General features: G+C 70.7%; 18 protein-coding genes. 12 read left to right on the plus strand and 6 right to left on the minus strand.

The annotated features are described in order from the left end of the window. Positions 1–3: 3 nt before the first annotated feature. The 6 genes from OG410_RS29750 to OG410_RS29775 all read left to right on the plus strand — a co-directional run bounded on the left by OG410_RS29750 (position 4) and on the right by OG410_RS29775 (position 6,903). Positions 4–1,173 (plus strand): ABC transporter ATP-binding protein, encoded by a 1,170-nt coding sequence (locus OG410_RS29750; protein WP_329304292.1) that lies wholly within the window; start codon positions 4–6, stop codon positions 1,171–1,173. Then, the gene (locus OG410_RS29755; RefSeq protein ID WP_329301909.1) at positions 1,173–2,102 is read left to right on the plus strand and encodes an ABC transporter permease; all 930 of its coding nucleotides are present in this window, start codon (positions 1,173–1,175) and stop codon (positions 2,100–2,102) included. Before OG410_RS29750 ends, OG410_RS29755 begins: the two co-directional genes overlap by 1 nt. Next, the gene (locus OG410_RS29760) at positions 2,103–2,903 is read left to right on the plus strand and encodes an ABC transporter permease (protein ID WP_328447506.1); all 801 of its coding nucleotides are present in this window, start codon (positions 2,103–2,105) and stop codon (positions 2,901–2,903) included. A 30-nt stretch (positions 2,904–2,933) separates the two neighbouring features. Then, positions 2,934–4,361, plus strand: coding sequence for an NAD(P)/FAD-dependent oxidoreductase (locus OG410_RS29765; protein WP_329301910.1), 1,428 nt, complete (start codon positions 2,934–2,936; stop codon positions 4,359–4,361). A gap of 127 nt (positions 4,362–4,488) precedes the next feature. Continuing rightward, positions 4,489–4,947 carry a hypothetical protein gene (locus OG410_RS29770; RefSeq protein ID WP_329301911.1) on the plus strand — a complete coding sequence of 153 codons (459 nt, stop codon included), beginning with the start codon at positions 4,489–4,491 and terminating at the stop codon, positions 4,945–4,947. A gap of 120 nt (positions 4,948–5,067) precedes the next feature. Continuing rightward, the gene (locus tag OG410_RS29775) at positions 5,068–6,903 is read left to right on the plus strand and encodes a chitinase (RefSeq protein ID WP_329301912.1); all 1,836 of its coding nucleotides are present in this window, start codon (positions 5,068–5,070) and stop codon (positions 6,901–6,903) included. Here the strand turns inward: OG410_RS29775 and OG410_RS29780 are convergent. Together OG410_RS29780 and gabT are read right to left on the minus strand one after the other, a co-directional pair. Beyond that, on the minus strand, positions 6,842–7,492 hold the full coding sequence (locus tag OG410_RS29780; protein WP_443063811.1) for a phosphatase PAP2 family protein: 651 nt from the start codon (positions 7,490–7,492) through the stop codon (positions 6,842–6,844). The genes OG410_RS29775 and OG410_RS29780 overlap by 62 nt on opposite strands. A gap of 446 nt (positions 7,493–7,938) precedes the next feature. After that, entirely contained in the window at positions 7,939–9,273 is a 1,335-nt protein-coding gene (gabT, locus tag OG410_RS29785; RefSeq protein ID WP_261708045.1) for a 4-aminobutyrate--2-oxoglutarate transaminase, read from the minus strand. A gap of 302 nt (positions 9,274–9,575) precedes the next feature. Between gabT and OG410_RS29790 the strand changes: the two genes are divergently transcribed. The 4 genes from OG410_RS29790 (at position 9,576) to OG410_RS29805 (ending at position 17,154) form a co-directional block, all read left to right on the plus strand. After that, complete coding sequence (locus OG410_RS29790) at positions 9,576–11,993, plus strand: ATP/GTP-binding protein (RefSeq protein ID WP_329301913.1); 2,418 nt, start codon at positions 9,576–9,578, stop codon at positions 11,991–11,993. Between the two features lie 171 nt (positions 11,994–12,164). Further along, positions 12,165–13,832 (plus strand): PucR family transcriptional regulator, encoded by a 1,668-nt coding sequence (locus OG410_RS29795; RefSeq protein WP_329301914.1) that lies wholly within the window; start codon positions 12,165–12,167, stop codon positions 13,830–13,832. Positions 13,833–14,103: 271 nt separating this feature from the next. Next, the gene (locus tag OG410_RS29800; protein WP_329301915.1) at positions 14,104–15,549 is read left to right on the plus strand and encodes an aldehyde dehydrogenase family protein; all 1,446 of its coding nucleotides are present in this window, start codon (positions 14,104–14,106) and stop codon (positions 15,547–15,549) included. Positions 15,550–15,864: 315 nt separating this feature from the next. After that, positions 15,865–17,154, plus strand: coding sequence for a hypothetical protein (locus tag OG410_RS29805; protein ID WP_329301916.1), 1,290 nt, complete (start codon positions 15,865–15,867; stop codon positions 17,152–17,154). A 493-nt stretch (positions 17,155–17,647) separates the two neighbouring features. On the opposite strand, the gene OG410_RS29810 is transcribed toward OG410_RS29805, so the two are convergent. The 3 genes from OG410_RS29810 to OG410_RS29820 form a co-directional block, all read right to left on the minus strand. Then, positions 17,648–18,832: a tachylectin-related carbohydrate-binding protein gene (locus tag OG410_RS29810; RefSeq protein ID WP_443063812.1), complete on the minus strand. Its 1,185-nt coding sequence runs from the start codon at positions 18,830–18,832 to the stop codon at positions 17,648–17,650. Between the two features lie 118 nt (positions 18,833–18,950). Next, positions 18,951–19,151 carry a hypothetical protein gene (locus OG410_RS29815; protein ID WP_329301918.1) on the minus strand — a complete coding sequence of 67 codons (201 nt, stop codon included), beginning with the start codon at positions 19,149–19,151 and terminating at the stop codon, positions 18,951–18,953. 170 nt (positions 19,152–19,321) lie between these two features. Beyond that, entirely contained in the window at positions 19,322–19,630 is a 309-nt protein-coding gene (locus tag OG410_RS29820) for a hypothetical protein (protein WP_329301919.1), read from the minus strand. A gap of 161 nt (positions 19,631–19,791) precedes the next feature. Here OG410_RS29820 and OG410_RS29825 point away from each other — a divergent pair, with 161 nt between their 5' ends. Continuing rightward, positions 19,792–20,787, plus strand: a complete 996-nt coding sequence (locus OG410_RS29825; RefSeq protein WP_329301920.1) for a helix-turn-helix transcriptional regulator — start codon at positions 19,792–19,794, stop codon at positions 20,785–20,787. A 594-nt stretch (positions 20,788–21,381) separates the two neighbouring features. Here OG410_RS29825 and OG410_RS29830 read toward each other — a convergent pair. Next, positions 21,382–24,231: a glycoside hydrolase family 3 C-terminal domain-containing protein gene (locus OG410_RS29830; RefSeq protein ID WP_329301921.1), complete on the minus strand. Its 2,850-nt coding sequence runs from the start codon at positions 24,229–24,231 to the stop codon at positions 21,382–21,384. A 363-nt stretch (positions 24,232–24,594) separates the two neighbouring features. On the opposite strand from OG410_RS29830, the gene OG410_RS29835 reads away from it, so the two are divergent. Then, positions 24,595–26,274, plus strand: coding sequence for a Tat pathway signal sequence domain protein (locus tag OG410_RS29835; RefSeq protein ID WP_329301922.1), 1,680 nt, complete (start codon positions 24,595–24,597; stop codon positions 26,272–26,274). Positions 26,275–26,286: the final 12 nt, after the last annotated feature.

The raw sequence follows: 26,286 nt of genomic DNA on the forward strand, positions 1-26,286 counted from the left end.
ATGATGACGACAGAAACCAGCGGCGACGTCCGCCTCACCGGGATCAGCAAGACCTACGGATCCTTCACCGCCGTACACCCGCTCGACCTGACCGTGCCGCAGGGCTCCTTCTTCGCCCTGCTCGGCGCCTCGGGCTGCGGCAAGACGACCACCCTGCGCATGATCGCCGGTCTGGAGGAACCTTCCTCCGGCACCGTGCACCTCGGCGACCAGGAGGTGACGAACCTGCCGCCGTACAAGCGGCCGGTGAACACCGTCTTCCAGTCGTACGCGCTCTTCCCGCACCTCGACATCTTCGAGAACGTCGCCTTCGGCCTGCGCCGGCGCGGGATCAAGAGCGTCAAGAAGCAGGTCGGGGAGATGCTCGACCTCGTCCAGCTCGGCGAGCAGGCACGCAAGAAGCCCCATCAGCTCTCCGGCGGCCAGCAGCAGCGTGTCGCGGTCGCCCGCGCACTGATCAACCACCCCAAAGTGCTGCTCCTGGACGAGCCCCTCGGCGCCCTCGACCTCAAGCTGCGCCGCCAGATGCAGCTGGAGCTCAAGCGCATCCAGACCGAGGTCGGCATCACCTTCGTACACGTCACGCACGACCAGGAGGAGGCCATGACCATGGCCGACACGGTCGCCGTGATGAACGGGGGCCGCGTCGAGCAGCTCGGCGCGCCCGCCGACCTCTACGAGAACCCGAACACCACCTTCGTCGCCAACTTCCTCGGCACCTCCAACCTCATCGAGGCCGAGGTCGACTCCAGGAGCGGCGGCGACATCGTGCTCAAGGCGGGCGGCGGCAAGCTGGTTCTCCCCGCGGCGCGTTGTTCGGCACCCGCCACGACCGGCGGCAAGGTCCTGGTGGGCGTCCGCCCGGAGAAGATCTCCCTCACGCACGCCGACGACGCGGGCGAGATACCCGCCGGCCGCAACCGGATCACCGGCAAGATCGCCGACTCCAGTTTCATCGGCGTCTCCACCCAGTACGTCATCGACAGCGCCGTCTGCCCCGAGTTCGAGGTCTACGCCCAGAACATCGACCGGGACTCCCGGCTCGTCCCCGGCGCGGACGTGGTCCTGCACTGGAGCCCGGCGCACACCTTCGGACTCGACGCAGCCCAGTCCCCGCTTGCCGGGACAGAGGTCTCCGCGGGTGTCGACACGGCCGAGGAGGAGGCCGCCTGATGGCCACCGTCGCCGAGGCCGAAGCGCCACCGCTCGCGCCGCATACCGAGCCGAAGCCGCCGAAGAAGCGGGGCCGCCTGGTCCCGTACTGGCTGCTGCTGCCCGGACTCCTGTGGCTCCTCGTCTTCTTCGCGCTGCCGATGATCTACCAGGCCTCCACGTCCGTGCAGACGGGCTCCCTGGAGGAGGGCTACAAGGTCACCTGGCACTTCGCGACCTACTGGGACGCGCTCACCGAGTACTGGCCGCAGTTCCTGCGCTCGGTGTCCTACGCGGCCGCCGCCACGGTCCTGTGCCTGCTGCTCGGCTACCCGCTGGCGTATCTGATCGCCTTCCGGGCGGGCCGCTGGCGCAACCTGATCATGATCCTGGTGATCGCGCCCTTCTTCACCAGCTTCCTGATCCGCACCCTGGCCTGGAAGACGATCCTCGCCGACGGCGGCCCCGTCGTCGGCGCGCTCAACACGCTGCACGTCCTGAACGTCACCGACTGGCTCGGCTGGACCGCGGGCGACCGCGTCCTCGCGACGCCACTGGCCGTGGTCTGCGGTCTGACGTACAACTTCCTGCCGTTCATGATCCTGCCGCTCTACACCTCGCTGGAGCGGATCGACGGCCGGCTGCACGAGGCCGCGGGCGACCTGTACGCCAGGCCCTGGACGACCTTCCGCAAGGTCACCTTCCCGCTGTCGATGCCGGGCGTGGTCTCCGGAACGCTGCTGACGTTCATCCCGGCGGCCGGTGACTACGTCAACGCCGAACTCCTCGGCTCGACCGACACCCGCATGATCGGCAACGTCATCCAGACCCAGTTCCTGAGGATCCTGGACTATCCGACGGCCGCCGCGCTCTCCTTCATTCTCATGGCCGCGATCCTGCTCATGGTCACGGTCTACATCCGCCGGTCCGGGACGGAGGATCTGGTCTAAATGCCCCTCGTCACCTGGCTCAAGCGTCATCTCGTCGTCATCGCGGGACTGCTGACGCTGTCCTATCTGCTGCTGCCCAACGTCGTCGTCACCGTGTTCTCCTTCAACAAACCGAAGGGCCGCTTCAATTACGAGTGGCAGCAGTTCTCCACGGACGCCTGGAAGGATCCGTGCGGTGTCGCCGACATGTGCGGCTCGCTCGGGCTCAGCCTCCAGATCGCCGTATGGGCGACGATCGGGGCCACCGTCCTCGGCACGATGATCGCCTTCGCGCTGGTCCGCTACCGCTTCCGCGCGCGCGGCGCCGTGAACTCGCTGATCTTCCTGCCGATGGCGATGCCCGAGGTCGTCATGGCCGCCTCGCTGCTCACCCTGTTCCTCAACATGGGCGCCCAGCTCGGCTTCTGGACGATCCTGATCGCCCACATCATGTTCTGCCTCAGCTTCGTCGTGACAGCCGTCAAGGCCCGTGTCATGTCGATGGACCCCCGGCTGGAGCAGGCGGCCCAGGACCTCTACGCCGGCCCGGCGCAGACGTTCCTGCGGGTCACCCTGCCCATCGCGGCCCCCGGAATCGCCGCGGGCGCGCTGCTCGCCTTCGCGCTCTCCTTCGACGATTTCATCATCACCAATTTCAACGCGGGCTCGACCGTCACGTTCCCCATGTTCGTCTGGGGTTCGGCACAGCGCGGAACACCCGTCCAGATCAATGTCATCGGTACGGCCATGTTCCTCGTCGCCGTCCTGTTCGTCCTGTTCGGAATGGTCATCGGAAATCGCCGGAACAGGCAGAAGGCATAACGCTCGTCACCCTTGTAGGGAGTTGAAATCATGGCCCCAAGCGCCATGACCCGTGGTAATCAGTGGACGAAATCCCTTTCCGACGCCCAGCCGGTCCCGTACTGGCTGGACGACCCCGGCAGACCCCGCCCCGAGCCCGCGCTCACCGGCGCCGAGACCTGCGACCTGCTCGTCGTCGGCGGCGGCTACAGCGGACTGTGGACCGCGCTGATCGCCAAGGAGCGCGACCCCGGGCGGGATGTCGTCCTGGTGGAGGGCCGCGAGGTGGGCTGGGCCGCCTCGGGCCGCAACGGCGGCTTCTGCGCCGCCTCCCTCACCCACGGTCTGTCCAACGGGCTCACCCGCTGGCCGGACGAGATCGGGAAGCTGGAGGAGCTGGGCGCCCGCAACCTCGACGAGATCGAGGCGGCGGTCGCCCGCTACTCCCTCGACTGCGACTTCGAGCGCAGCGGCGAGATCGACGTCGCCACCGAGCCGCACCAGGCGGAAGAACTGCGCGCGTGGCACCAGGAGCTGGAGCGGCGGGGTCTCGCCGACGGCATCGAGTTCCTCGACACCGCGGCCGTACGGGAACAGGTCGACTCCCCGACCTTCCTGGCCGGGCTGCACGACCGGCGCGGGGTCGCCATGCTCCACCCGGCCAAACTGGCCTGGGGCCTCAAGCGCGCGTGCGTGGAGCTCGGAGTGCGGGTGTACGAGCACACGCCCGCCCTCGAGCTGAAGCCGTCCGGCGCCGGCATGGCCGTCCGCACGCCGTACGGCTCGGTCCGCGCCCGCCGGGTGGCCCTCGGCACCAACATCTTCCCGAACCTGGTCAAGCGCGTGCGCCCGTACACCGTCCCGGTCTACGACTACGCGCTGATGACCGAACCGCTCACCGCCGACCAGCTCGCCTCCATCGGCTGGAAGAACCGCCAGGGTCTCGGCGACTCGGCGAACCAGTTCCACTACTTCCGGCTGTCGGCCGACAACCGCATCCTGTGGGGCGGCTACGACGCGATCTATCCGTACGGCGGCCGGGTGCGCGCCGAGTACGACGACCGCCCCGAGACGTACGCCACGCTCGCCGAGCACTTCTTCACCTGCTTCCCGCAGCTCGAGGGCGTCCGCTTCTCCCACGCCTGGGGCGGCGCGATCGACACCTGCTCCCGGTTCTCGGCGTTCTTCGGCAGCGCCCACCAGGGCAAGGTCGCCTACGCGGCCGGCTACACGGGCCTCGGTGTGGGCGCCACCCGGTTCGGCGCGGAGGTGATGCTCGACCTGCTGGAGGGGGAGCGGACCGAACGCACCGAGCTGGAGATGGTCCGCAGGAAGCCGCTGCCGTTCCCGCCCGAGCCGTTCGCCTGGACCGGCATCGCGCTCACCAAGTGGTCGCTGGCGCGGGCGGACACGCACGGAGGCCGGCGCAACCTGTGGCTGAAGACGATGGACAAGCTGGGCCTCGGCTTCGACAGCTGACGGCACGCCCGCGAAGGGCATGAGCTGAATTTCTGTCAATCGGTCCCCCGAACCCGCGTAATGGACCGCCCGGACCTCCCTCTCCTCTGTGACGCGACCGGCGTCGACACGAGAGGGAGGTTCCGTCATGACAGGGCCCAAGGCGGCGGTCGAGTGGCTGGTATCCGTGGCTCCGGACCCCGAAGCCTGCCGCTGGGAGTGGGAGCGCAGTCCCCGAGGGGTCACGCTGCTGCCCGCGGGAAAGGCCTGGGACGTCCTGATTCTTCCGGCCGGGCTCGGCTATCCCACCCTCGACGTGCTGACCCGGGTGCTCGACCAGCCCGGGCCGGTGCTCGTCGACTTCGGGGACGCCCGGATGGGCTTCTTCGTGCCCGCGGGCACCGCGACCCGGTGGCTGGGCACGGGGGTCCGCGCGGCGGGCCACGGCACATGGATCGTGGTGCCCTATCCGGGACGGTCGACCGGCGGGGTCCGCTGGCTGGTCGCGCCGGACGGCTCGGGCACGCTCACGGACCCGGCACTTCTCGAACTGGCCATGCACGAGGCCGCGGCCGGCCTCGCTCGTGACAGGGGCCGGCGCCGGTGAGGGGAGCTCCCGGCGGCCGTCGGAACTCCGTTGCCTGCCAGAGGACTTGACAACCGAATTGGTCTGGACCAAGTTGGGCGCGCGCTCCATCCTCCAACTCCCCCATGCCCGGAGGCACTCATGGACCCCACCCGGCACGACCGACCCCTCGCCCGCCACCGCCGACGGCTGCTCGCCGCCTGTACGGCCACCGTCCTGGCCGTACCCGGCCTGGTGGCGGTCTCGTCGGCCGCCCAGGCGGCCGACGTCGACCTGGCCAGGAACGGCGGCTTCGAGTCGGGCCTCGGCAACTGGACCTGCACGGCATCCGCTGTCGTCAACTCACCTGTGCACAGCGGCAGTTCGGCGATGACGGCTACCCCGGCCGGCAGTGACTACGCGCAGTGCTCGCAGACCGTGACGGTGAAGCCCGACGCGCAGTACACCCTCTCCGGCTACGTCCGCGGCAGCTACGTCTACCTCGGCGCGACCGGCACCGGTACCACCGACGTCAGCACCTGGACCCCGTCCGCCGCCGACTGGCAGCAGCTGAGCACCACCTTCCGCACCGGCGCCGCCACGACGCAGGTCACGATCTACACGCACGGCTGGTACGGCACCGGCGCCTACTGGGCCGACGACCTCTCGCTGACCGGCCCCGGGGTCGACGCGGGGCAGCCGCCGGCCGCGCCCACCGGTCTGAAGACCGGCACGGTCACGTCCTCCTCGGTCGGCCTGTCCTGGACGGCGGTGTCCGGCGCGACCGGCTACTCCGTCTACCGCGACGGGGTGAAGGTCCAGACCGTCACCGGAACCTCGGCCACCGTGAGCGGGCTGACGGCCTCCACCGCGTACTCCTTCCAGGTCGCGGCGACGAACGCCGCGGGCGAGTCGGCGAAGTCGGCCACGGTCACCGCGACCACCTCCGCGGGCTCGGGCGGAGGCGGCGGAGGCTCCTCCGACCTGCCCGCGCACGCGCTCGTCGGCTACCTGCACGCGAGCTTCGCCAACGGCGCCGGATACACGCGCATGGCCGACGTGCCCGACAGTTGGGACGTCATCGACCTGGCCTTCGGCGAACCCACCTCCACCACCTCGGGCGACATCCGCTTCAACCGCTGCCCGGTCACCGAGTGCCCCACGGTGGAGAGCGACGCCGACTTCAAGGCCGCGATCAAGGCCAAGCAGGCGGCCGGCAAGAAGGTGCTGATCTCGATCGGCGGCCAGAACGGCCAGGTCCAGCTCACCAGTACGGCCGCCCGAGACACCTTCGTCTCCTCGGTCTCGAAGATCATCGACACCTATGGCCTGGACGGCCTGGACATCGACTTCGAGGGCCACTCGCTCTCCCTCGACGCGAGCGACACGAACTTCAAGAGCCCGACCACCCCGGTGATCGTCAACCTCATCTCGGCCCTGAAGACCCTGAAGGCCAAGTACGGTTCGAAGTTCGTCCTGAGCATGGCCCCGGAGACGTTCTTCGTCCAGCTCGGTTACCAGTACTACGGCACCGGGAAGTGGGGCGGCCAGGACCCCCGCGCCGGAGCGTACCTCCCGGTGATCCACGCCCTGCGCGACGACCTGACCCTCCTGCACGTGCAGGACTACAACTCCGGGTCGATCATGGGCCTCGACAACCAGTACCACTCCATGGGCGGCGCCGACTTCCACATCGCGATGACCGACATGCTGCTGACCGGCTTCCCGGTGGCGGGCGACGCGAACAACGTCTTCCCGCCCCTGCGCCCCGACCAGATAGCGATCGGCATGCCCGCCACCACCAACGCGGGCAACGGCTATGTCGCCCCGGCCGAGGTCACCAAGACCCTGGACTGCCTGACGAAGAAGACCAACTGCGGCTCGTACGCGACCCATGGCACCTGGCCGGGCCTGCGCGGCCTGATGACCTGGTCGGTCAACTGGGACCGGTTCGGAGGCTGGGAGTTCTCGCGGAACTTCGACGCGTACTTCGGCTGACGAGGAGCCACAGGCAGGACAGCAGGACGGCGCAGAGGCACCAACTGGCCACCACGTCCAGTGGCCAGTGGTAGCCGCGCCGGACCAGGCCGAACGCCACGCCCGCGTTCAGGGCCGCACACACGCACAGCAGTGCGCCGCGGGCGCCCGCGGTGCGGAGCAGCGGGAGGAGGAGCAGGGTCGCCGCGCCGTACGCGACGGCGGCGGTGGCGGTGTGGCCCGAGGGATAGAAGCCGGTGCCGGGTCCCATGACCGGGGGGCCCGGCCGGGAGACGAGTTCCTTCAGGGGCACGATCACCGCGGGGACCAGCGCCATCAGGACCGCGGCGGCGGCGGGGGGCAGCCACCATCGGTCCAGACCGGTGGCGTGGTTCCGCAGGGCGACGAGAAGCAGCGCGAGTGCCAGGACCGGAACCGCCACCTGGACGCTGCCCAGGTCGGCGAGCAGCTCGGAGAACCGGCTCGGGTGGACGAGTCTGCCGCTCAGCCGCTCGTCCAGGCTCACGAGCGGGCCGCCCGCCACGACCTGCCAGGTGATGAGCGCGAAGCACAGGGCGGGCAGGCCGAACAGGAGGGGCGTGCGGGACATGGGGGACAGCCTGCCATTGTCCGGCGCCGTCGCGGCACGGGCCCCGCGGAGGAAGGGAGTCGGCCGCCCCGGAACAGGGGGGGTGGTTCCGAGGCGGCCGTCCGGACCGGAATGCCGCGCGCCCCGGGGGGTTTGGGGCGGGCGGCCGTCCGATCGGTGAGGAGAACCGGAGCCGCAAGCTCCGGGTGTGTGCGCGAGGGCACGACCAGGGCGAAGCCGGGGAAGCCTCGGCCCGGTACCGCCTGCAGTCCCCTGCGGGCGGGTGTATCCCTGATCCGCTTAGAACCTACGGCAGGGGGTGCGGCTCCGACAGGCGGATTCGCGTCCCGCCATGTACCTCGCACACCTTCTTCACACGCCCCCACGGGAACGCCGCAGCACCGAAACCCCGGCGGAATCCGCGTGGGCGGGTCCGGGGTTCCGGTGCTGCGGTGACGTCCGCGTCGTCAGATGCGGGAGAAGGCCTGCTCGATGATGTCGAGGCCCTCGTTCAGGAGGTCCTCGCCGATGACCAGCGGGGGCAGGAAGCGGAGGACGTTGCCGTAGGTGCCACAGGTCAGGACCAGCAGGCCCTCCTGGTGGCAGGCCTTGGCGAGCGCGCCGGCCGCCTCCGGGTTCGGCTCCTTGGTGGCCGGGTCCTTGACCAGCTCGATCGCGATCATGGCGCCGCGGCCGCGGACCTCGCCGATGATGTCGAACTTCTCGGCCATGGCGCCGAGGCGGGTCTTCATGACCGACTCGATGTGCTTCGCCTTGGCGTTGAGGTCGAGCTCCTTCATCGTCTCGATCGCGCCGAGCGCACCGGCGCAGGCCACCGGGTTGCCGCCGTAGGTGCCGCCCAGGCCACCCGAGTGCGCCGCGTCCATGATCTCGGCGCGGCCCGTCACGGCGGCGAGCGGCAGACCGCCCGCGATGCCCTTGGCGGTGGTGATCAGGTCCGGGACGATGCCCTCGTCCTCGCACGCGAACCACTGGCCGGTGCGGCAGAAGCCGGACTGGATCTCGTCCGCGACGAAGACGATGCCGTTGTCCTTGGCGAACTGGCTGATGGCCGGCAGGAAGCCCTTCGCGGGCTCGATGAAGCCGCCCTCGCCGAGCAGCGGCTCGATGATGATCGCGGCGACGTTGTCGGCGCCGATCTGCTTGTTGATCATGTCGATGGCCTGGGCGGACGCCTCGGCGCCGGCGTTCTCCGGGCCCGTCAGCCAGCGGTAGCCGTAGGCGACCGGCACGCGGTAGACCTCGGGCGCGAACGGGCCGAAGCCGTTCTTGTACGGCATGTTCTTGGCGGTCAGCGCCATCGTGAGGTTCGTCCGGCCGTGGTAGCCGTGGTCGAAGACGACGACGGCCTGGCGCTTGGTGTACGCGCGGGCGATCTTGACGGCGTTCTCGACGGCCTCGGCGCCCGAGTTGAACAGGGCGGACTTCTTGGCGTGGTCGCCCGGGGTCAGCTCGGCGAGCGCCTCGGCGACGGCGACGTACCCCTCGTACGGCGTGACCATGAAGCAGGTGTGGGTGAAGTCCTGGAGCTGGGCGGAGGCCCGGCGCACGACGGCCTCGGCGCTCGCGCCGACCGACGTCACGGCGATGCCGGAGCCGAAGTCGATGAGCCGGTTGCCGTCGACGTCCTCGATGATCCCGCCGCCGGCGCGCGTGGTGAAGACGGGGAGCACCGACCCGACACCGGCCGCGACCACGGCGGTGCGCCGGGCCTGCAGCTCCTGCGACTTCGGGCCGGGGATGGCGGTGACGACGCGGCGCTCCTGCGGAAGTGCGGTCATGAGGGGCTCCCTGATGATCTTGCGAACCGGACGGTCCCCGGCGAACGCGGGGCTGGTCCGGGCGGGGGGTTTTCGGACGCTTGCCTTCTTTCTTCGCAGGCTAGAGCCGAGGAGGGGGGCTCGGCATGCGCCATGTGGGCGTTGTCGGAGGAATCCGTTGTCCGCGGTGGACATAGAGGGGCGGACGCCCGGTGGCCCCGTCCCGCCGCGGGCCCGGCCGTGTAAACGGTGAACTCGCCCCGCAGGACCACTAGATTGGCCTCGGAGCGACAGGCGGACTGGCTGGTCAGGGGGCGCACACGATGGACTTCGACGGTACGCGCGACGCACGTGGCACGCATGCCGATCCCGTGCCTCGTCCGGCCGCACCCCCCGGGGCCGTCCCCGGCGGAGCCCCGCCCAGGCCCTCGGGCCCGCCGCCCGTCCCCGCCGGCCCGCCCGGACCCCGCCGGGCCGTACGCGACTGGCTCAACGAACCCCGCCCCGAGGCCGCACTGGGGATCTGGCGGTACGGATATGTCGCCCCCCGGGCGACGAAGGAGCGCAGGCGTCTGCCCTCCGTGACGATCGTCGGTCTCCTGATCCCCTTGGTGCTCGGGCTGATCGTCTGGTCGCTGTGGCGCCGGGGGGCCGTCCCCTACCAACTGGTCGTGCTGAAGCTGTTCACGCCGCAGGACTGGTGGTGGGGCGGGACGACGGCCCCGAAGACCTGGCAGGGCGTGGACGCCCGCGTCGTCTACGACGGCCTCTTCTTCGCGGCGCTGGTCTACACGATGGGGCGCCTCGGGAGCTGGCGCGAGATCGCACATCACTTCGTCGTACGGCGCGCGCAGCCAGGCCGGGCCGCCATCGCGGCCCTGGCAGCCCTGCTGACTCTGACGTTCGTCTGGCCGAGTGCCTTTCCGGGCGTGAGCTGGGACCCCCTGCCGATCGTCGATCCGGTGCTGTCCCTGGTGGCGCTGATCGCCGGCGGACGTGACGTGTTTGCGTCACTTGTGGTCAGCTACGGCGTCGAAGCGCTGATCACCGTGCTGGTCCTGCTGCCTTTCGCCAAACTGGGCGGCTGGTGGCCGCTCGCCAAGGCGCGCCTCGGTTCCCGCCCGGCCGCGGCGGCCACCGCGGCGGCCTCCCCGGCCGCACCGGAAGAGCCGTCCGGGCCTCCGGCCGAATGGCCCGAACTGAGGGCGACCGGTCAGCACAAGGCGGCGGAACTGCTGTCCTCCGAGGTGCTGACCGAACGCATGAACGACGTCGACTGCGTGAGGATTCTGCGCGCCTGGACCTCGGCCAAGCGCGACGGGGGGCTCGTCGGCTTCAGCGACACCGTGCTGCGGCGGGGCGCCGAGGCCTGGACCCATCCGTCCGGGGCCCGCGACCTGCCCGTCCGCGCCGCCTCGCACGACCTGCTCGCGGCCCAGGTGCGGCTCGGCCGGTGGGTCGCCCGCGAGCGCACCCCGCTCGCCTACTCCGGCGCGGGTGCCGCCCTCGGCCCGGCGACGCTCGGCACCTCGCTCCTCGCCGTCGGACCCGCGGGTTCCGGCAAGACGCGCCACCTCGTGCGGCCCGTCGCCGAATCCCTCGGGCTCCAGGCCCTCACCGCGCGCTGCGCCGTCGTCGTCGTGGCCGCCGCCGGGGCGCCGGTCGGCCCCGACGCGTCGTACGACGTCGTCGTGAAGCTCGGTGACCCCGAGTCCGTCCACGACCTGGATCTGTACGCCGACTGCGAGGACCCGGACGAGGCCGCCGCGTTTCTCGCGGAAGGCCTGGTCGGGAGCGGCGACGGTGTCGACGTCCGGCGCGCCGCCACGGCCCTGGCCCAGCTGCTCGGTCCCTACCGGGCCGTGCACGGCACGTTCCCCACGATTCCCGTGCTGCGCGAACTGCTCGAAGGAGTGCCCGCGCTGCTGGAACCCCTGCGGCAGGACCTGTCGGCCGGGGGCCACCCCGTGATGCTCCGCGAACTGGAGGCACGGCTGCGGCAGAGCGGCGGCCCGAACGACCCCGGCCCCGTTCTGGCCGACCGCCTGGCGCTGCTGGACCGGCCCGTCTTCGCGGACTTCTTCGGCTCGGGCACCAGCGCCCGGCCGTTCTCGCTCCGGGCGGTGGCCCATCACCCGCTGCGTGTCCGCGTCGACCTGCCGGAACGCGGGTACGAAGAGGCCTCCCAGCTCATCACCCGGCTCCTGCTCGCCCAGTTCGCCGCCGTCGTCCGCGGCGGCGACCGGCGCGGGCACTTCGCCTGCCTGGTCCTCGACGACGCGACCGGCGCCCTGACCGCCGAGACGGTACGCCGTATCCAGGGCCTGCGGGCGCACAACGCCGGAGTGGTCCTCGCCCTGCGGACCATCGGGGACATCCCCGAGGTCCTGCACGGGCCGCTGTACGGCGCGGTCGGCTGCCGCATGGCCTTCTCCGGCGTCACGACCTGGGACGGCGGCCGCTTCGCCGAATCCTGGGGCACCGAGTGGGTGGAGACGCAGGACGTGGCCAAGCACACCGTCTTCGCTGACCAGCCCATGACCCGGGCCATCCACGCCCTGCGCAAGCTGGTGACCGGCAAGGCGGTGACCACGGACGCCGTGACCGTGCGTCAGGTCGAGCGGGAACGCTGGTCCGCCTCCGAACTGGCGCACGCCGTCCCGCCCGGCCACGCCGTCCTGTCGCTGACCAGCGTCGAGGGGGAACACGCCCCGCCGCTGCTGGTGGACCTGCGCGGCTGACGGGCCCCAGGGGCGTGACGTATCGAGGCGGACGTATGGATATACGGACCCGCTGACCAGGGTGTCCGGGGATGAACGCACGCGGCGACCGTACGGTGAGGCAGAATCGACACAGGCCGTTCATACGCCGCGGCCAAAAGATCACAGCGATCACACCGACCTGAAGGCCCCATGCCCCCCACGCTCGCCTCGCTCGTCCACCACTCCGCGCTCAAGCTCACGGTGCGTGCGGGCGAGGACCGCCTGGACGTGCCCGTCCGCTGGGCCCATGTCAGCGAGCTCGCCGACCCCGTGCCGTACATGGAGGGCGGGGAACTGCTGCTGATCACCGCGCTCAAGCTGGACGCGGACGATCCCGAGGTCATGCGGCGGTACGTGAAACGGCTGACCGACGCCGGAGTCGTAGGGATCGGCTTCGCCGTCGGGGTCAACTACGACGAGATCCCGAAGGCGCTCGTCGACGCGGCCGCGGAAGAGGGACTGCCGCTCCTCGAAGTGCCCCGGCGCACCCCGTTCCTCGCCATCAGCAAGGCCGTGTCCGCCGCCATCGCCGCGGATCAGTACCGGGCCGTCACCGCGGGATTCGCCGCTCAGCGCGAGCTCACCAAGCAGGCCCTGAACGACGGGCCGGAGGGACTGCTCACCGCGCTCGCCGGACAGGTCGACGGATGGGCGGCGCTCTACGACGCGTCCGGTTCCGTCGTCGCCGCCGCCCCCGACTGGGCGGGACGCCGCGCCGCGCGCCTCACCCCGGACGTGGAGCGGCTGCGCGAGCGGCCCGCCCCCGCGAGCTCCGTGGTGGGCGGGGAGGACCGCGTCGAACTGCACTCCCTCGGCACGGGACGCAGACCGCGCGCCGCGCTCGCCGTCGGGACCGCCGGCGCGCTCGGCACCGCCGAGCGCTACGCCGTGCACTCGGCCATCGCCCTGCTGACCCTCACCACCGAACGCTCGCGGTCCCTGCACGCCGCCGAGCAGCGGATCGGCGCGGCCGTGCTCGGGATGCTGCTCGCCGGGGAATCCGACCACGCGCGCGCCGTCGCCGGAGACCTGTACGGCGAACTGCTCGACGCCCCCTTCCGGCTGATCATCGCCGAGTCGGTGTCCGCGTCGGCCGGCCGTGCGCACGCCGACGCACACGCCCGGCCGGGTGCCGCCGCGCCCTCGAAGACCGCCGTCGCCGTGCCCGACGCCAAGGGTGATCCGCTGGGCAGCCTCGCGGAGGTCCTCGAATCCGCCGCCGCGCGTTCGGGGGAGTCGGTGCTCGTCGTGCCCGACGGGGAGCGGCTGGTCGTTCTCGCCGTGGACGGAGGCGCCGCGGTGGCGGCCTGCGGGGACTACGCCGCGGGGCTGGAGTCCGCGCGGGCCGTCCCCCGCGAGCAGCCCGCCAAGGCGGCCGGGGACGAGGGCGAACTCGTCGTCGGGCTCTCGGCCCCCGCAGGACCGATCGCCGCCCGTGCCGCCTACAAGCAGGCCGAACAGGCCCTGTCCGTCGCCCGGCGGCGGGGCCGGTTCCTCGTCGAGCACGAGGAACTGGCGGCCGGGTCCGTACTGCCGCTGCTCGCGGACGACGCCGTGCGGGCGTTCGCCGACGGGCTCCTGCGGGCGCTCCACGAGCACGACGCCACCGGCCGCGGGGACCTCGTCGCCTCGCTGCGGGCGTGGCTGTCACGTCACGGGCAGTGGGACGCGGCGGCCGCCGACCTGGGAGTCCACCGGCACACGCTGCGCTACCGGATGCGCAGGGTCGAGGAGATCCTCGGCCGCTCCCTGGACGACCCCGACGTCCGGATGGAACTCTGGCTGGCCCTGAAGACCACGGCCGCGACCGGGGAGTGACCGGGTCCCGCCGCTGACGGCCGCGCGCCCGGCGGCTCGCCCGGCGGACATCCGGCGATCCCGCTCGGCGGATCCCGGCGATCAGCGGGCCCGACCAGTGGGCGATCAGTCCAAACCGGAGCACCTCGCCACCCGACTGTTACGCGCCGGACAAACGACCCGTGGTGGTCCCGGCCCTACCGTGGACGCGAGAGCAGCACCAGCAGGAACACCCCCCATCGTCACCCCCATACGGAAGGGCCGGGACTCGGACATGCCCCAGGAAAAAATTGTGGGGGCCACCCACGCCTTCTGGCTCGCCGGCCGCCAGGCCACGGGCGAGACCACCTTCGACGTCACCTCGCCGTGGGACGGCCGCCTCGTCGGCCAGGTCAGCGTGCCCACCGAGGCCCAGGTCGAAGAGGCCGTGGCCGCCGCGCACGCCGTGCGCGACGAGTTCGCCGCGACCCCGGCCCACGTACGCGCCGCCGCCCTCGACCACGTCTCGCGCCGTCTGGCCGAGCGCACCGAGGAGATCGCGCAGCTCATCTCCGCCGAGAACGGCAAGCCGATCAAGTGGGCCCGCGGCGAGGTCGGCCGCGCGGTGTCCGTGTTCCGGTTCGCCGCCGAGGAGGCCCGCCGCTTCAACGGCGGCGAGGCGCAGCGTCTGGACACCGACCTGGGCGGTCAGGGCCGACTCGCTCTCACGCGCCGCTTCCCCAAGGGTGTCGTCCTCGGTATCGCGCCCTTCAACTTCCCGCTGAACCTGTGCGCTCACAAGGTCGCCCCGGCCATCGCCGCGGGTGCCCCGATCATCCTGAAGCCGGCGCCCGCGACCCCGCTGTCCGGCCTGATCCTCGGCGACCTGCTGGCCGAGACCGACCTTCCCGCCGGTTCCTGGAGCATCCTGCCGGTCGCCAACGACAAGATGCCCGCCCTGGTCCAGGACGAGCGCCTTCCCGTCATCTCCTTCACCGGTTCCGAGACCGTCGGTTACGCGATCATGGACTCGGTGCCGCGCAAGCACTGCACCCTGGAACTGGGCGGCAACGGCGCGGCCGTCGTCCTCGCCGACTTCGCGAGCGACGCGGACCTGGACTGGGCCGCGACCCGTATCGCGACCTTCTCCAACTACCAGGGCGGCCAGTCCTGCATCTCGGTGCAGCGCGTGATCGCGGACGCCGCGGTGTACGAGCGGCTGCTGCCGCGCATCGTCGCCGCCGTCGAGGCCCAGGTCACCGGCGACCCGTCCGACGACGCGACGGACGTCGGCCCGCTGGTCAGCGAGGCCGCCGCCGAGCGCGTCGAGTCGTGGGTGGACGAGGCCGTCGCGGCCGGCGCCACGCTGCTCACCGGTGGCAAGCGCGACGGCGCCTCCTACGCCCCGACCGTCCTCGCCGACGTTCCGGCCGACGTCACGATCTCCTGCGAGGAGGTCTTCGGACCGGTCCTGACGGTGCAGAAGGTCGACGGCGAGGCGGCTGCCTTCGAGGCCGCCAACAACTCCAAGTACGGCCTCCAGACGGGCGTGTTCACGCACGACCTTCAGACCGCGTTCCGCGCGCACCGCGCCCTGGAGGTGGGCGGCGTCGTGATCGGCGACGTTCCGTCCTACCGTGCCGACCAGATGCCGTACGGCGGTGCGAAGCAGTCCGGCGTCGGCCGCGAGGGCGTCAGGTTCGCGATGGACGACTACACCTACGAGCGAGTGCTGGTGCTGACGGGTCTCGCCCTCTGACGCAGACCTCACCGAGACCGACGGCCGGAGCCCGCTGTGCGGGGGCTCCGGCCGTCGGCATGTCCGGGAACTTCAGGCGGCGGTCTCCGTGCGTGCCGGGCGTTCCGGTGCTGCCGACGCTCCGTCAGGACGCAACAGGCCAGGGACGTTTGCGTCCACGCGATTTCTCTTCCGACCCCCGTGACCTGCGGCGAGAGTAGTTCCTGTCACCGGGAGCCACACCCGAGAACATCCTTCACGGCTGCACCTGCAGGGCAGCTGTCTGGGCCAGGGATGTGGCTTCGCCCGCTCGACCTACTCACCGCAGGAGAAATCATGAAGCTGAGCCATGCCGTCCGCCGTACCACAGCCGCCGCCGTCGCCGTCGGCGCGATGTCCCTCGGCCTGGTGGCGGTCACCGGCGGAGCCGCGCATGCCGTCGCGTCCTGCAGCGGCGACGTGTCGATGTACGGCACGCTGTCCGACGGCCGGCTGACGTACACGCAGATCGAGCCGAACACCGGCGACCGCGTCAAGACGCTCACCGGCCCGAACCTCGGCTTCACGCCCAAGACGATGGCGGCCCTCAACTTCAACACGGTCCTGGTCACTTCGACCACCGGTGACCTCTACCGGGTCGACATACAGACGAACAACACCTCCCTCACGGTCGCGGGCGTCGTCAAGATCTGGGACGGCGGCTGGACCTTCGACAAGCTGGTCTACGACGGCGCCGGTCACCTCTACGGGACGGTCGACGGCCAGCTCCACCAGTACCTGGTGTCGCAGGCCAAGCCCGCGGGGTCGGCCCACATAGGCCAGCACGTCGTGATCGACACCGGCTTCGTCCTCAAGACGCTCGCCGCCGCGGGCGACGACCGCATCGTCGCCTCGACCTCCGACGGCCGACTGCTCAGCTACAAGATCAACGGAGTGGGCGACTGGGACCGCACGGTCCTGAAGTCGAGCGGCTGGTCGGCGGTGGACTCGCTCTCCTCGCCGGGCGGCGGCCTCTACTACGGCCGTACCAACGGCGGCATGTACTGGTACCACGACTCGGACCCGACCGACGGTGACGGCAGCGACATCACGTACCACTCGGACGACCCGGTGGACGCGTCCGGCTGGACCCAGAGCCTGCTGTCGACCTACGCGAACAACTGCGCCTATGTGGCGCCGGCCCCGCCGGAGTCCGTACAGGGCGGCACGATCTCCCGCAACGAGGTCATGACCCGGGCCAAGAACTGGTACACCCGCAACGTCCAGTACGACCAGGGTGCTTCCGCCTCCGACATCGACGGCGACCACTCCTACCGCACCGACTGCTCCGGCTTCGTCTCCATGGCCTGGCACCTCACCACCTCGCTGACGACCGAGACCCTCTCCAGCGCGAGCACGGAGATCAACAAGTCCGACCTCAGGCCCGGTGACGCTCTGAACAGCTACTCCGAGCACGCCGTCATCTTCGCGGGCTGGAAGGACCAGGATGCGGGCACCTTCTACTACTACTCCGAGAGCAGCCCGGCAACGGACATGAACTACTCGACCGCGGACATCGACAGCGGTGACATCAGCGGCCACCCGGCCTCGTCGTACGTCGCCCTGCGCTACAAGAAGATCGCCTGACGCCCCACCCGACGCCTTGAAGGCCCCGCCGATCCTCGGCGGGGCCTTCAAGGCGTTCCCGGCCCAGAGCGGCCGCACCGCCGGGGCACCCCCGCCTTCCGGGCCTGCCTCGTGCGCGACGTCGACGCCCAGGTCGTGCCGGTGGTCGTGGACAACTCCTCCTCGGCGGTCGCTACCTCGGGACCGTCACTTCCCGGTGCGCGGCCGACACGAGCCGTCCGGCGTACCGTCCGGCGGCCAGGAAAGTGCGGGGCCGATTCGGGGCGCCCGCGCGCGTCCCGGACGTGCGAGCACGGCGCCGGCGTCCGAGGACGGCGCGCAGACCTACGGCGGAACCGTCCGGCTCACGGTGAACGACGGGGCCGACTCCAGGAACTCGCCGCACGCCGCACGCCGCATCCATGTCCTGGAGCGCCGGACTTCCCCGGCCCACGCCGAAAGGGCGGCGCCCCCTCGGTTCGAGGGGGCGCCGCCCTTTTCAGGTCCGCCGGCATCAGTACCAGCTGTTCGCCTGCCAGAAGTTCCACGCGTCGCACGGGGAGCCGTAGCGGCCGTCGATGTAGTTCAGACCCCACTTGATCTGGGTGAGGGGGTTGTCCTTCCAGTCGTCGCCCGCGACGTCCATCTTGGTCCCGGGCAGCGCCTGCGGGATGCCGTAGGCACCGGAGGAGGAGTTCGTCGCGTTCCAGCGCCAGCTGCTCTCGTGGTCCCAGAGTGTCTCCAGGCAGGCCCACTGCGCGGAGGTGGCCCAGGAGGCGTCCTTGTCGTTCATCAGCTGCCTGCCGGCGGCCTTGACCTGGGTGATGTTGTCGCGGTCGACCGTCTCCGTGCTGGTGGTGCAGGTGTAGGTGCCCGGCTGGGCGGACAGCAGCTTCTGCGTCCAGCCGCTGGTGTTGACCGGGTCGTCGAGGTGGTACGAGATGTCGGAGCCGGAGCCGTCGGTCGGGTTGGCGTCCTTGTACCAGTACATGGCGCCGGTGGACAGGCGGCCGTAGTAGAGGCCGGCGCCGGGCGAGACGAGCTGGTTGAAGCCGGACCAGCCGGAGGACTTGAGGGTGTTGCCCTTCCAGGAGCCCGCGCCCGCTATGGAGTAGTCGAGCAGCCGTCCGTCGTCGGTGGTGGCGCTGAGGCGGTCGTCGCCGGTGGCGGTGAGCGTCTTCAGGACGAACCCGGTGTCGATCTCGGTGCGCACGCCGATGTGCTGGGAGCCGGCCGGCTTGTCCTCGGTCACGTTGTAGCGCAGCAGCAGGCCGGCGGCGGTGCCGTAGAGGTGGCCGTGGCCGTCGTAGGTGAGCTTGTCGTGGGTCCAGCCGCTGTCGGCGATCTTCACCGGTGCGTTCAGCAGGGCGAGGCTGGTGTTGTTGGTCTTGATGTCGACGCGGTAGAGGGCACCGGAGGTCGAAGTGACCAGGACCGTGTTGAAGTTGAGGGTCGCCATGGCCTTCGGCTCGAAGCCGAGGTCCGGGCCGACGAGCACCTTGGCGAGGTCTCCGGTGGCAGGGTTGATCTGGCTGAACGTCAGTCTGCCGTCGTCGAGTACGCCGTAGATGTTTACTCCGCCCGAGCAGGTGGTGGCCGCTTCGGCGGTCGGGGTGGCCACCGTGAGGAGTCCGGTGCCGAGGGCGCCGGCCGTCAGCAGGCCTGCCATTCTCCGGCCGTTCTTGCGGATGTTCTTCACTTTTCGGTCCCCCCGGGGCGGGTTGCGGTCAGGCAGACGGACAGGAGTCGGATCGTGGCCGACAGGCTGGTGGGTGGTCGACGGCCGCGGTGAGAGGCCGTCAGCGGCGGCGGGCGGCCTACTGCCAGCCGGCGTCCGTCGGGGTGACCTGCCAGCCGGCGTCCGCCGGGGTGACCTGCCAGCCGGCGTCACCGGCGAGAACGGAGGAGGCCGGAACCGCGTCCGCCGTGGACTGGAGCGTGACCACCGGGGAGGCGAGAGCCGCGGCGACGACGAGGGAGGAGACCGCGGCGACCTTGGCGATTCGGGTACGAAGCATGGCTGTTTCCGTTCCTTCCGGGATGAGATGCGGTGTCCGGCCTGCTGTCGCGCCCCGCGGTGGCGCTCGGCTCGGCCGGTGATCCATAGGTTCGTCGCAGCTCAGGCCCGTGAGAAGAGTTCACGGATGGACGGAAAGGGCCTTGGACCGATGTGTCCACGCGGGCCGCTTCAGTCCACCGCCTGTGGTTCGAAGGTCAGCGGCATCAACGGCACCCCCGCACCGGTCAGCCGCGCGGTGGCCAACTGCGGTACGTCGCGCAGCAGTCGGCGGCAGACGTGAACCGACCGTTCCTCCGCCTCCTCCAGCACACCGGCCAGCAGATAGAAGCCGAGCGTGAGCCGGGAGGGAGAGACGGGGTGAACGGCGACGTGCTCGACGCGGTCGCGGGTGACGATCGCCGATCGCACCAACGCCCGGATGTTCTCCGGAAGTTCCTCGCCGGAGGGCAGTTCCAGATGCGTGTGGACCAGATACATGCGTTCCAGACTCTCAACGGAAGTCGAGAGCAAGTCGGCCTGAGGGGTGGACGGTTGAGGCCACGGCCGGTTCCGTCCTGGCGCTGTGAGGATCCCGCACCCTTCTGCGAAGATCATCGTCGAAGAGGGGATGTCGAGTGCAGGAAACTGGGGGGAACCAGATGCTGACCGCTCTCGGGCTCGGCTCCGTCACGGAGGCGGTGTACCGCGCCATGCTCAGACACCCGGTCGCGGGTGTCGAGGCCCTCGCCGATGACGTGGGGCTGTCCGGGGAAGAGGTGCGCGACGCCCTCGACACACTGAGCGAGCTGGCGCTGGTGCGCCCCGCCGCCGGGGACGCGAGCAGGCTCCGGGCGGTCTCCCCGGACATCGGCATGGAGATCCTGATGGGCCGCCAGCAGGCCCAGCTGGCGGCCCAGCAGCAGCGCCTCGAAGCCTCGCGGGCGGCCGCGGCCCAGCTCATCTCCGAGTACGCCGAGCTCCGTCCGGCCACCAGCCATCCCGGGGTGGAGCAACTGGTCGGCCTCGACCAGATACGCGACCGGCTGGCCGTGCTCACCCGGGAGGTGCGCGAGGAGTTCCTGACCTTCGCCCCGGGCGGTCCGCAGACCGCGGAGAACATGGCCGCCTCACGGCCGCTGAACGAGGATCTGCTCGGCCGTGGGGTGCGCATGCGCACGATCTACCTCGACAGCGTCCGCACCAACCGGCCCACCGTCGAACACGCCACCTGGCTGGCCCGGCTGGGCGGCCGGATCCGCACGGTTCCGTCCCTGCCGACCCGGATGATCCTCATGGACCGGCGGACCGCCATGGTCTCGGTCAGCAGCGACGACACCGCCGCAGGCGCCGTCCTGCTGACCGGCCAGGGCACGCTCACCGCGCTGTGCGCGCTCTTCGAGACCACCTGGGAGGCTGCACAGCCGCTCGGCGAGGTCGTCCCCACCGACCCGAACGGGCTCACCGGCCAGCAGGCGACCGCCCTCCGTCTCCTGGCCGGAGGCCATACCGACGAGGCGATCGCCAAACGGCTCGGGGTGTCGCACCGCACGGCCCGGCGGATCGCCTCCGAACTGATGGACCGCCTCGGCGCACGCAGCCGTTTCGAGGCCGGCGTACGCGCCGTTCAGCAGGGCTGGCTGCCGGCCCGGCCCTGAATCGCCGTCCAGGGGCGAGGCAGCACGACGGCGACCGCTCGGCACGCAGGGCCTCGCCCGTACGCTGCGGTTTCACGCCGGCGAGCCGCGTGCCACGGTCGCCGCGCTCACACACGCTCACACGGGCCCGAAGAGATCCGTCGCCCCCCACCGGAATCGGCCCGTGCGAGCCGGACCCGGACAAAAAAGACCCCGTCCCGGATAACGCGGGACAGGGTCTTCACAGAGCGCCGGGCAGGCCTTGCACCTGCATTTCCCCGCAGGAAGCGGGGCGTCTTTCCTTGGACCACCAACGCATCGCGAACCGGTGTGACCTCCACCGATCTGCTGAAGATCAGATTAGCGCACGGCCTGAGAAGCGCAAACACCCCGGCCGGGCAGGATCGCTGAACGTCAGCGGCAGGTGCGCGGCCGCACGGCCTGGCGTTTCCCGGAAGAGCTCGAAGACGCCCACGGGCTCCGGTCGTCCGTCTGTCGGGACGTGACCGAAAACGATGTGTCTAGTGACAATCGTTTTCAGCTAAGTTCGCCAGAGAAGGGGCCCGGCACCGATGCCTTCCGGTGCCGGACCCCTGTGCCGGCTCCTCCGGACCCTCAACCGGAGAAGCCGACGTGCGCGAGCCGGACAGGCCCGCGCAGTCCGAGGCGGACGTCGTGCACACCGCCGGCGGTGAACGGGGCGGTGAGGGTGCGGTAGTCGTAGGGCCCCCGTGTTCCGCTCAGCGTGACTTCGGCGACCGGCTTGCCGTCCAGCGAGACCTCGACAGCGCCCTCGCCCGCCACCTCGATCACGACACCGGTGACGCCCGCTCCGAAGTCGCACAGCCGGTACAGGAGTTCGCCCGTGCCGCCGTCCGCCGGGGTCACCGCGTCGCCCGCCGTCTTCGTACGGTCGACGATCCCGATGCCGTGCTGCTCGTCGAAGTCGGCCGCGTCCAGACCGCGTTCGCGGACCGGGCGGAACGCGCCCGGCTCGCCTTCGAGTTCGACGGTCGCGCCGAGCCGGACGTCCTCGCTGGAGGCGCCGACCAGCAGCTCGTACATGCCCGGTTCCAGGCGTCGACGGCCGTGCGCTACGTCCCAGAACTCCAGCGCGGTGAGCGGGAGGCCGAAGGTGACGGCCGTCGAGGCGCCCGGAGCGAGCCGGACCCGCCGGTGCGCCGCCAGTTCGCGGCGCGGGCGGGGCACGGACGGGGCGACCGCCCGGGTGTAGAGCTGGACGACCTCGTCGGCGGTCACGGTCGCGGTGTTCGTCACGGTGCAGGAGACGGTCAGGGCCGCGGCCTCCCTGCGGACCCGCAGATCCGTGTAGGCGAACGAGGCGTAGGACAGACCGTGCCCGAAGGGGAACAGCGCGGTCCCCTCGAAGTAGAGGTAGGTCTGCCGGCCGCCGATCACGTCGTAGTCGAGCAGACCGGGCAGGTCGTCGTCCGTGGCGTACCAGGTCTGCGGGAGGCGCCCCCCGGGGGAGACGTCCCCGGCGAGCACGCGGGCCAGCGCGGTGCCCGCCGCCTGGCCGCCGTGCGCGGTCCACAGCAGGGCGGGCAGGCCGGTGGGGTCGACCGCGTACGGGTAGGCGGAGACCAGCGCCAGCACGGTGTCCGGGTTCGCCGCGCGGGCGGCGTCCAGCAGCCGTTCCTGATGGGCGGGCAGCCGCAGGGTCGTACGGTCCTCGGTCTCGCGGCCGTTGATGTGCGGGTCGTTGCCCGCGACGACGAGAACCACGTCGGCGGAGGCGGCGACGCGCGCCACCGCGTCCTCACCGCGTTCGGTGAACTCCGCCACGAAGATCTCGGCGTCCCCGGCCTCCCGCCCGGCAACCTTCACGCCGTCGGCGGCGACACACACGTATCCGCCCGTCCCGAGGTGCTTGAGGAGGTGGCCGCCGCGATGGGAAGCGGAGGGTTCCAGCCGGAAGGTCTCCTGGACGACCCAGCCGCCCGGCCGGTCGGCGGACGCGCGCACGAAGCCGTCGTCGGCGACCGACAGGTAGCGGCCGTCGGGGGAGCGCAGCGTGAGGACGCCCTCGCCCCAGTCGACCAGAGCCAGTTCGGTGCCCACGGCGTCGGCGGTCAGCGGGGGCAGATCCGTACGGCCGACGAGCAGCGCCGGGTCGAGCGCACCCTCGGCACCCCGGGTCTCCACCGGTGTGCCGTCCGCGGCGGGCACCGCGAGATACCGGCCGGACGCGGTCCTCAGGCGTACGCGGTCCACGCCCTCGGCGAAGTCCACCCGCTCGGCGCCGAACCGCTCGTACAGGCCTTCCAGCGGGGTCGACCGGTGGATGAGCGTGCCGCTGTACCAGTCGAGCTTGCACTCGTCGGCGAGCAGGCCCACGACGGCGAGCCGGACGCCGGGGCGCAGCGGCAGCAGACCGTCGTTCCTGAGCAGGACGATCGCCTGCTCCGCGGCCTCCCGGGCGAGCGCGCGGTGGGCGGGCGTGTCGAACTCCCCGGTGCTCGCGTACGGGTCGAGGTCCGGGTCGAACTCGCCCAGCCGGAAGCGCACGGCGAGCTGGCGGCGGACCGCGGTGTCGATGTCGGCCTCGGTCAGCAGGCCTCGCTCCAGGGCTCCCCGGACGCGTGCGGTGATCCGCGAGCCGTCCTCGCCGTGGTCGGTGAAGCTGTCGACGCCGGCGCGGAGCGCGGCGGCGGTGGCCTCCTCGTGGGTGTCGAAGTAGTGCTCGGAGTCGACCAGGTTGGAGGGCGCGCCCGCGTCCGAGCAGACCAGCAGCTCCTGGTCGGTCCAGGTCCGCAGGTGCTCGCGCAGGTACGGCGAGACATGGTTGGGACGGCCGTTGACCAGGTTGTACGCGGGCATCACCCCGGCGACGGAGCCCGCCTCGACGGTCTCGCGGAAGGCGCGCAGATCGTATTCGTGCAGCACGCGCGGCCGGACGGACGAGGACGAGGTGTCCCTGCTCGTCTCGTTGTTGTGCGCGAGCCAGTGCTTGAGGACCGGCGCCGTACGCCAGTAGACCGGATGGTCGCCGCGCAGCCCGCGGGTGTACGCGGTGGCGATGGCGGAGGTGAGCGCCGGGTCCTCCGAGTAGCCCTCCTCGTTGCGCCCCCACAGCGGGTGGCGCAGCAGATTGACCGTGGGGGACCAGACGTTGAGGCCCACGCGGTCGTCGCGGGCGCGCATCGCACGGGCCTCCGACGAGACGGCCTCCCCGATCCGGCGCACGAGCTCGGCGTTCCAGGTCGCGCCGAGCCCGACGGCCTGCGGGAACACCGTCGCCGGACCCATCCAGGCGACCCCGTGCAGCGCCTCCTGGCCGGTGCGGAAGGCGGGTATCCCGAGCCGCTCGACGGGGGGCGCGTACTGGTGCAGGAACGCGACGCGTTCTTCCAGGGTGAGCCGCGTCAGCAGGTCGTCGATGCGCTTCGCGAACGGCAGGCTCGCGTCGCGGAAGGGCGGCATGGGTGGCGTCTCTGCGGTCACGTGGTGATCCCTTTGCGGTGGGGCATCGAAGGTCTTTCGAAGCGCTTCGATGCTCGATCGCCCCAGGGGTGGGTGTCAAGACGCTTGAGCGCCTCACCTCTGTTTCCCGCCAGTGATGTCAAGTGCCGCATGGATACGCTCTGTTGTCGCGCGCCTCCGAGGAATCTTGGGATCGACCCTTGTGCACCCCCAGGCGTTCACTTAACCTCGCAGCAACATCGAAGCGCTTCGATTGTCGGGCTTCCCTCTTCCCAGGGCACAGTCCTCCGAGGACCGCTTCAGCTCAGGCAGATCCACTCAAGACACCGCAGCCGACGGCTCCACCGCCGGGTGTCCTGCTGTGCGCCATGAAGGGTTGACGCAATGACGCCGAACACCGCCACCACCACCCCCAGCCGGAGAAGCTTCCTCGCCTCCACGGCGGTCGCAGCGGCCGCCGTGGCCGGCGGAACGTCCCTGCTCGCCGCCTGCGGCGGAGGACAGGACGGCAGCAAGGACGGCACCACCTCGGGGAAGGACGCCCAGAAGATCCTTCCGGCGTTCGTGGCGTCGAACGTCGTCACGCCCGACCTCCCGTCGAAGAACGGCTCGGCGGCCGGGTTCACCCGGGCGATCGACCTGGGCGCGCTGAAGACGTCCGTCCCGAAGAAGCTGGGCACCGGCAGTGGCCTGAAGATCATGTCGCCGTTCTGGGGCACCCCGCCGTCCGGCGACAACGCGTACTACACGGCCATGAACGAGGCCATCGGCGTCAAGGCGACCTGGCAGAACCAGGACGGCAACACCTACGACGAGAAACTGGGCGCGGTCCTCGCCTCCAGCGACATCCCGGACGTGGTGGTCGTCCCGGGCTGGAACCTGAACGGCAAGATCCCGAGCGCGATCAACGCCAAGTTCGCCGACCTCGGCCCGTATCTGTCGGGCGACAAGGTCAAGGCCTACCCGAACCTCGCGGCCGTACCGACCGACGCCTGGCAGCGCTCCATCTTCGGCGGCCGGCTGCGCGCGATCCCGATGCCGGCCTCCTACGTCACGAACATCGCGCCCTTCTACCGCAAGGACATCTTCGCCAAGAAGGGCTACACCCTGCCCAAGTCGCCCGACGAGTTCCTGTCCTGGGCGAAGGAGGCCACCGACGCCAAGGCGAAGGTGTGGGCCTGCGACGACCTCAAGTGGACGGCCTTCAACATCTACGGCGTCCTCAACGGCAGTGACAAGGCCCTGTGGTGGGACCTGAGGGACGGCAAGCTGATCAACCGGATCGAGACCGACGAGTACCTCGAAGCGCTGGAGTGGACGCGCAAGCTGTACGCGGCGGGCGTCGTCCACCCCGACGCCAAGGCAGTCAAGGGCGACGCGTCCAACCGCTTCACCGCGGGCCAGTCCCTCGTCTTCAACGGCGACCTGTCCTACTGGTACGGCTCGACGGCCGAACAGCGCACCCAGAAGACCGACTTCGAGATGGGCGCCTTCGACATCTTCGGCCCCGACGGTGGCGACCCCACACTCTGGGCGACCCAGCCCGCCGGCATCTTCACCTTCGTGAGCGCAAAGGCGTCCAAGCAGCAGATCAAGGACTTCCTCGCGCTCGCCGACTTCTGCGCGGCGCCCTACGGCACCAAGGAGTACATGCTGACGGTGTACGGCGTCGAGGGCACCGACTACACGATCAAGGACGGCCTGCCCACCAAGACCACCAAGGGCACCAACGAGGTCAACGGCGCCTACGACTACACCGGCGACCCGGCCGCCTACCTCGCCCACCCCGATCTGCCGGAGATCGCCAGGCTCCAGGTCGAGTGGCAGCAGCGCATGGGCGCCTTCACCAAGAAGTCCTCCTTCTACGGCCTGACCATCACCGAACCCAACCGATGGACCAACCTCGCCAACGACTTCGAGCAGCTGGAGGACGATGTCGTCCGCGGCCGCAAGAAGATCGGTGACGTGCAGCAGGCCGTCGCGGACTGGAAGCAGAAGGGCGGCGACGACCTGCGCGCCTGGTACAAGAAGCTGCTCGACGACAATGGCTCCGCGGCCAAGTGACCCAGGACTGAG

The organism is Streptomyces sp. NBC_00659 (assembly GCF_036226925.1).
GTDB lineage: Bacteria > Actinomycetota > Actinomycetes > Streptomycetales > Streptomycetaceae > Streptomyces.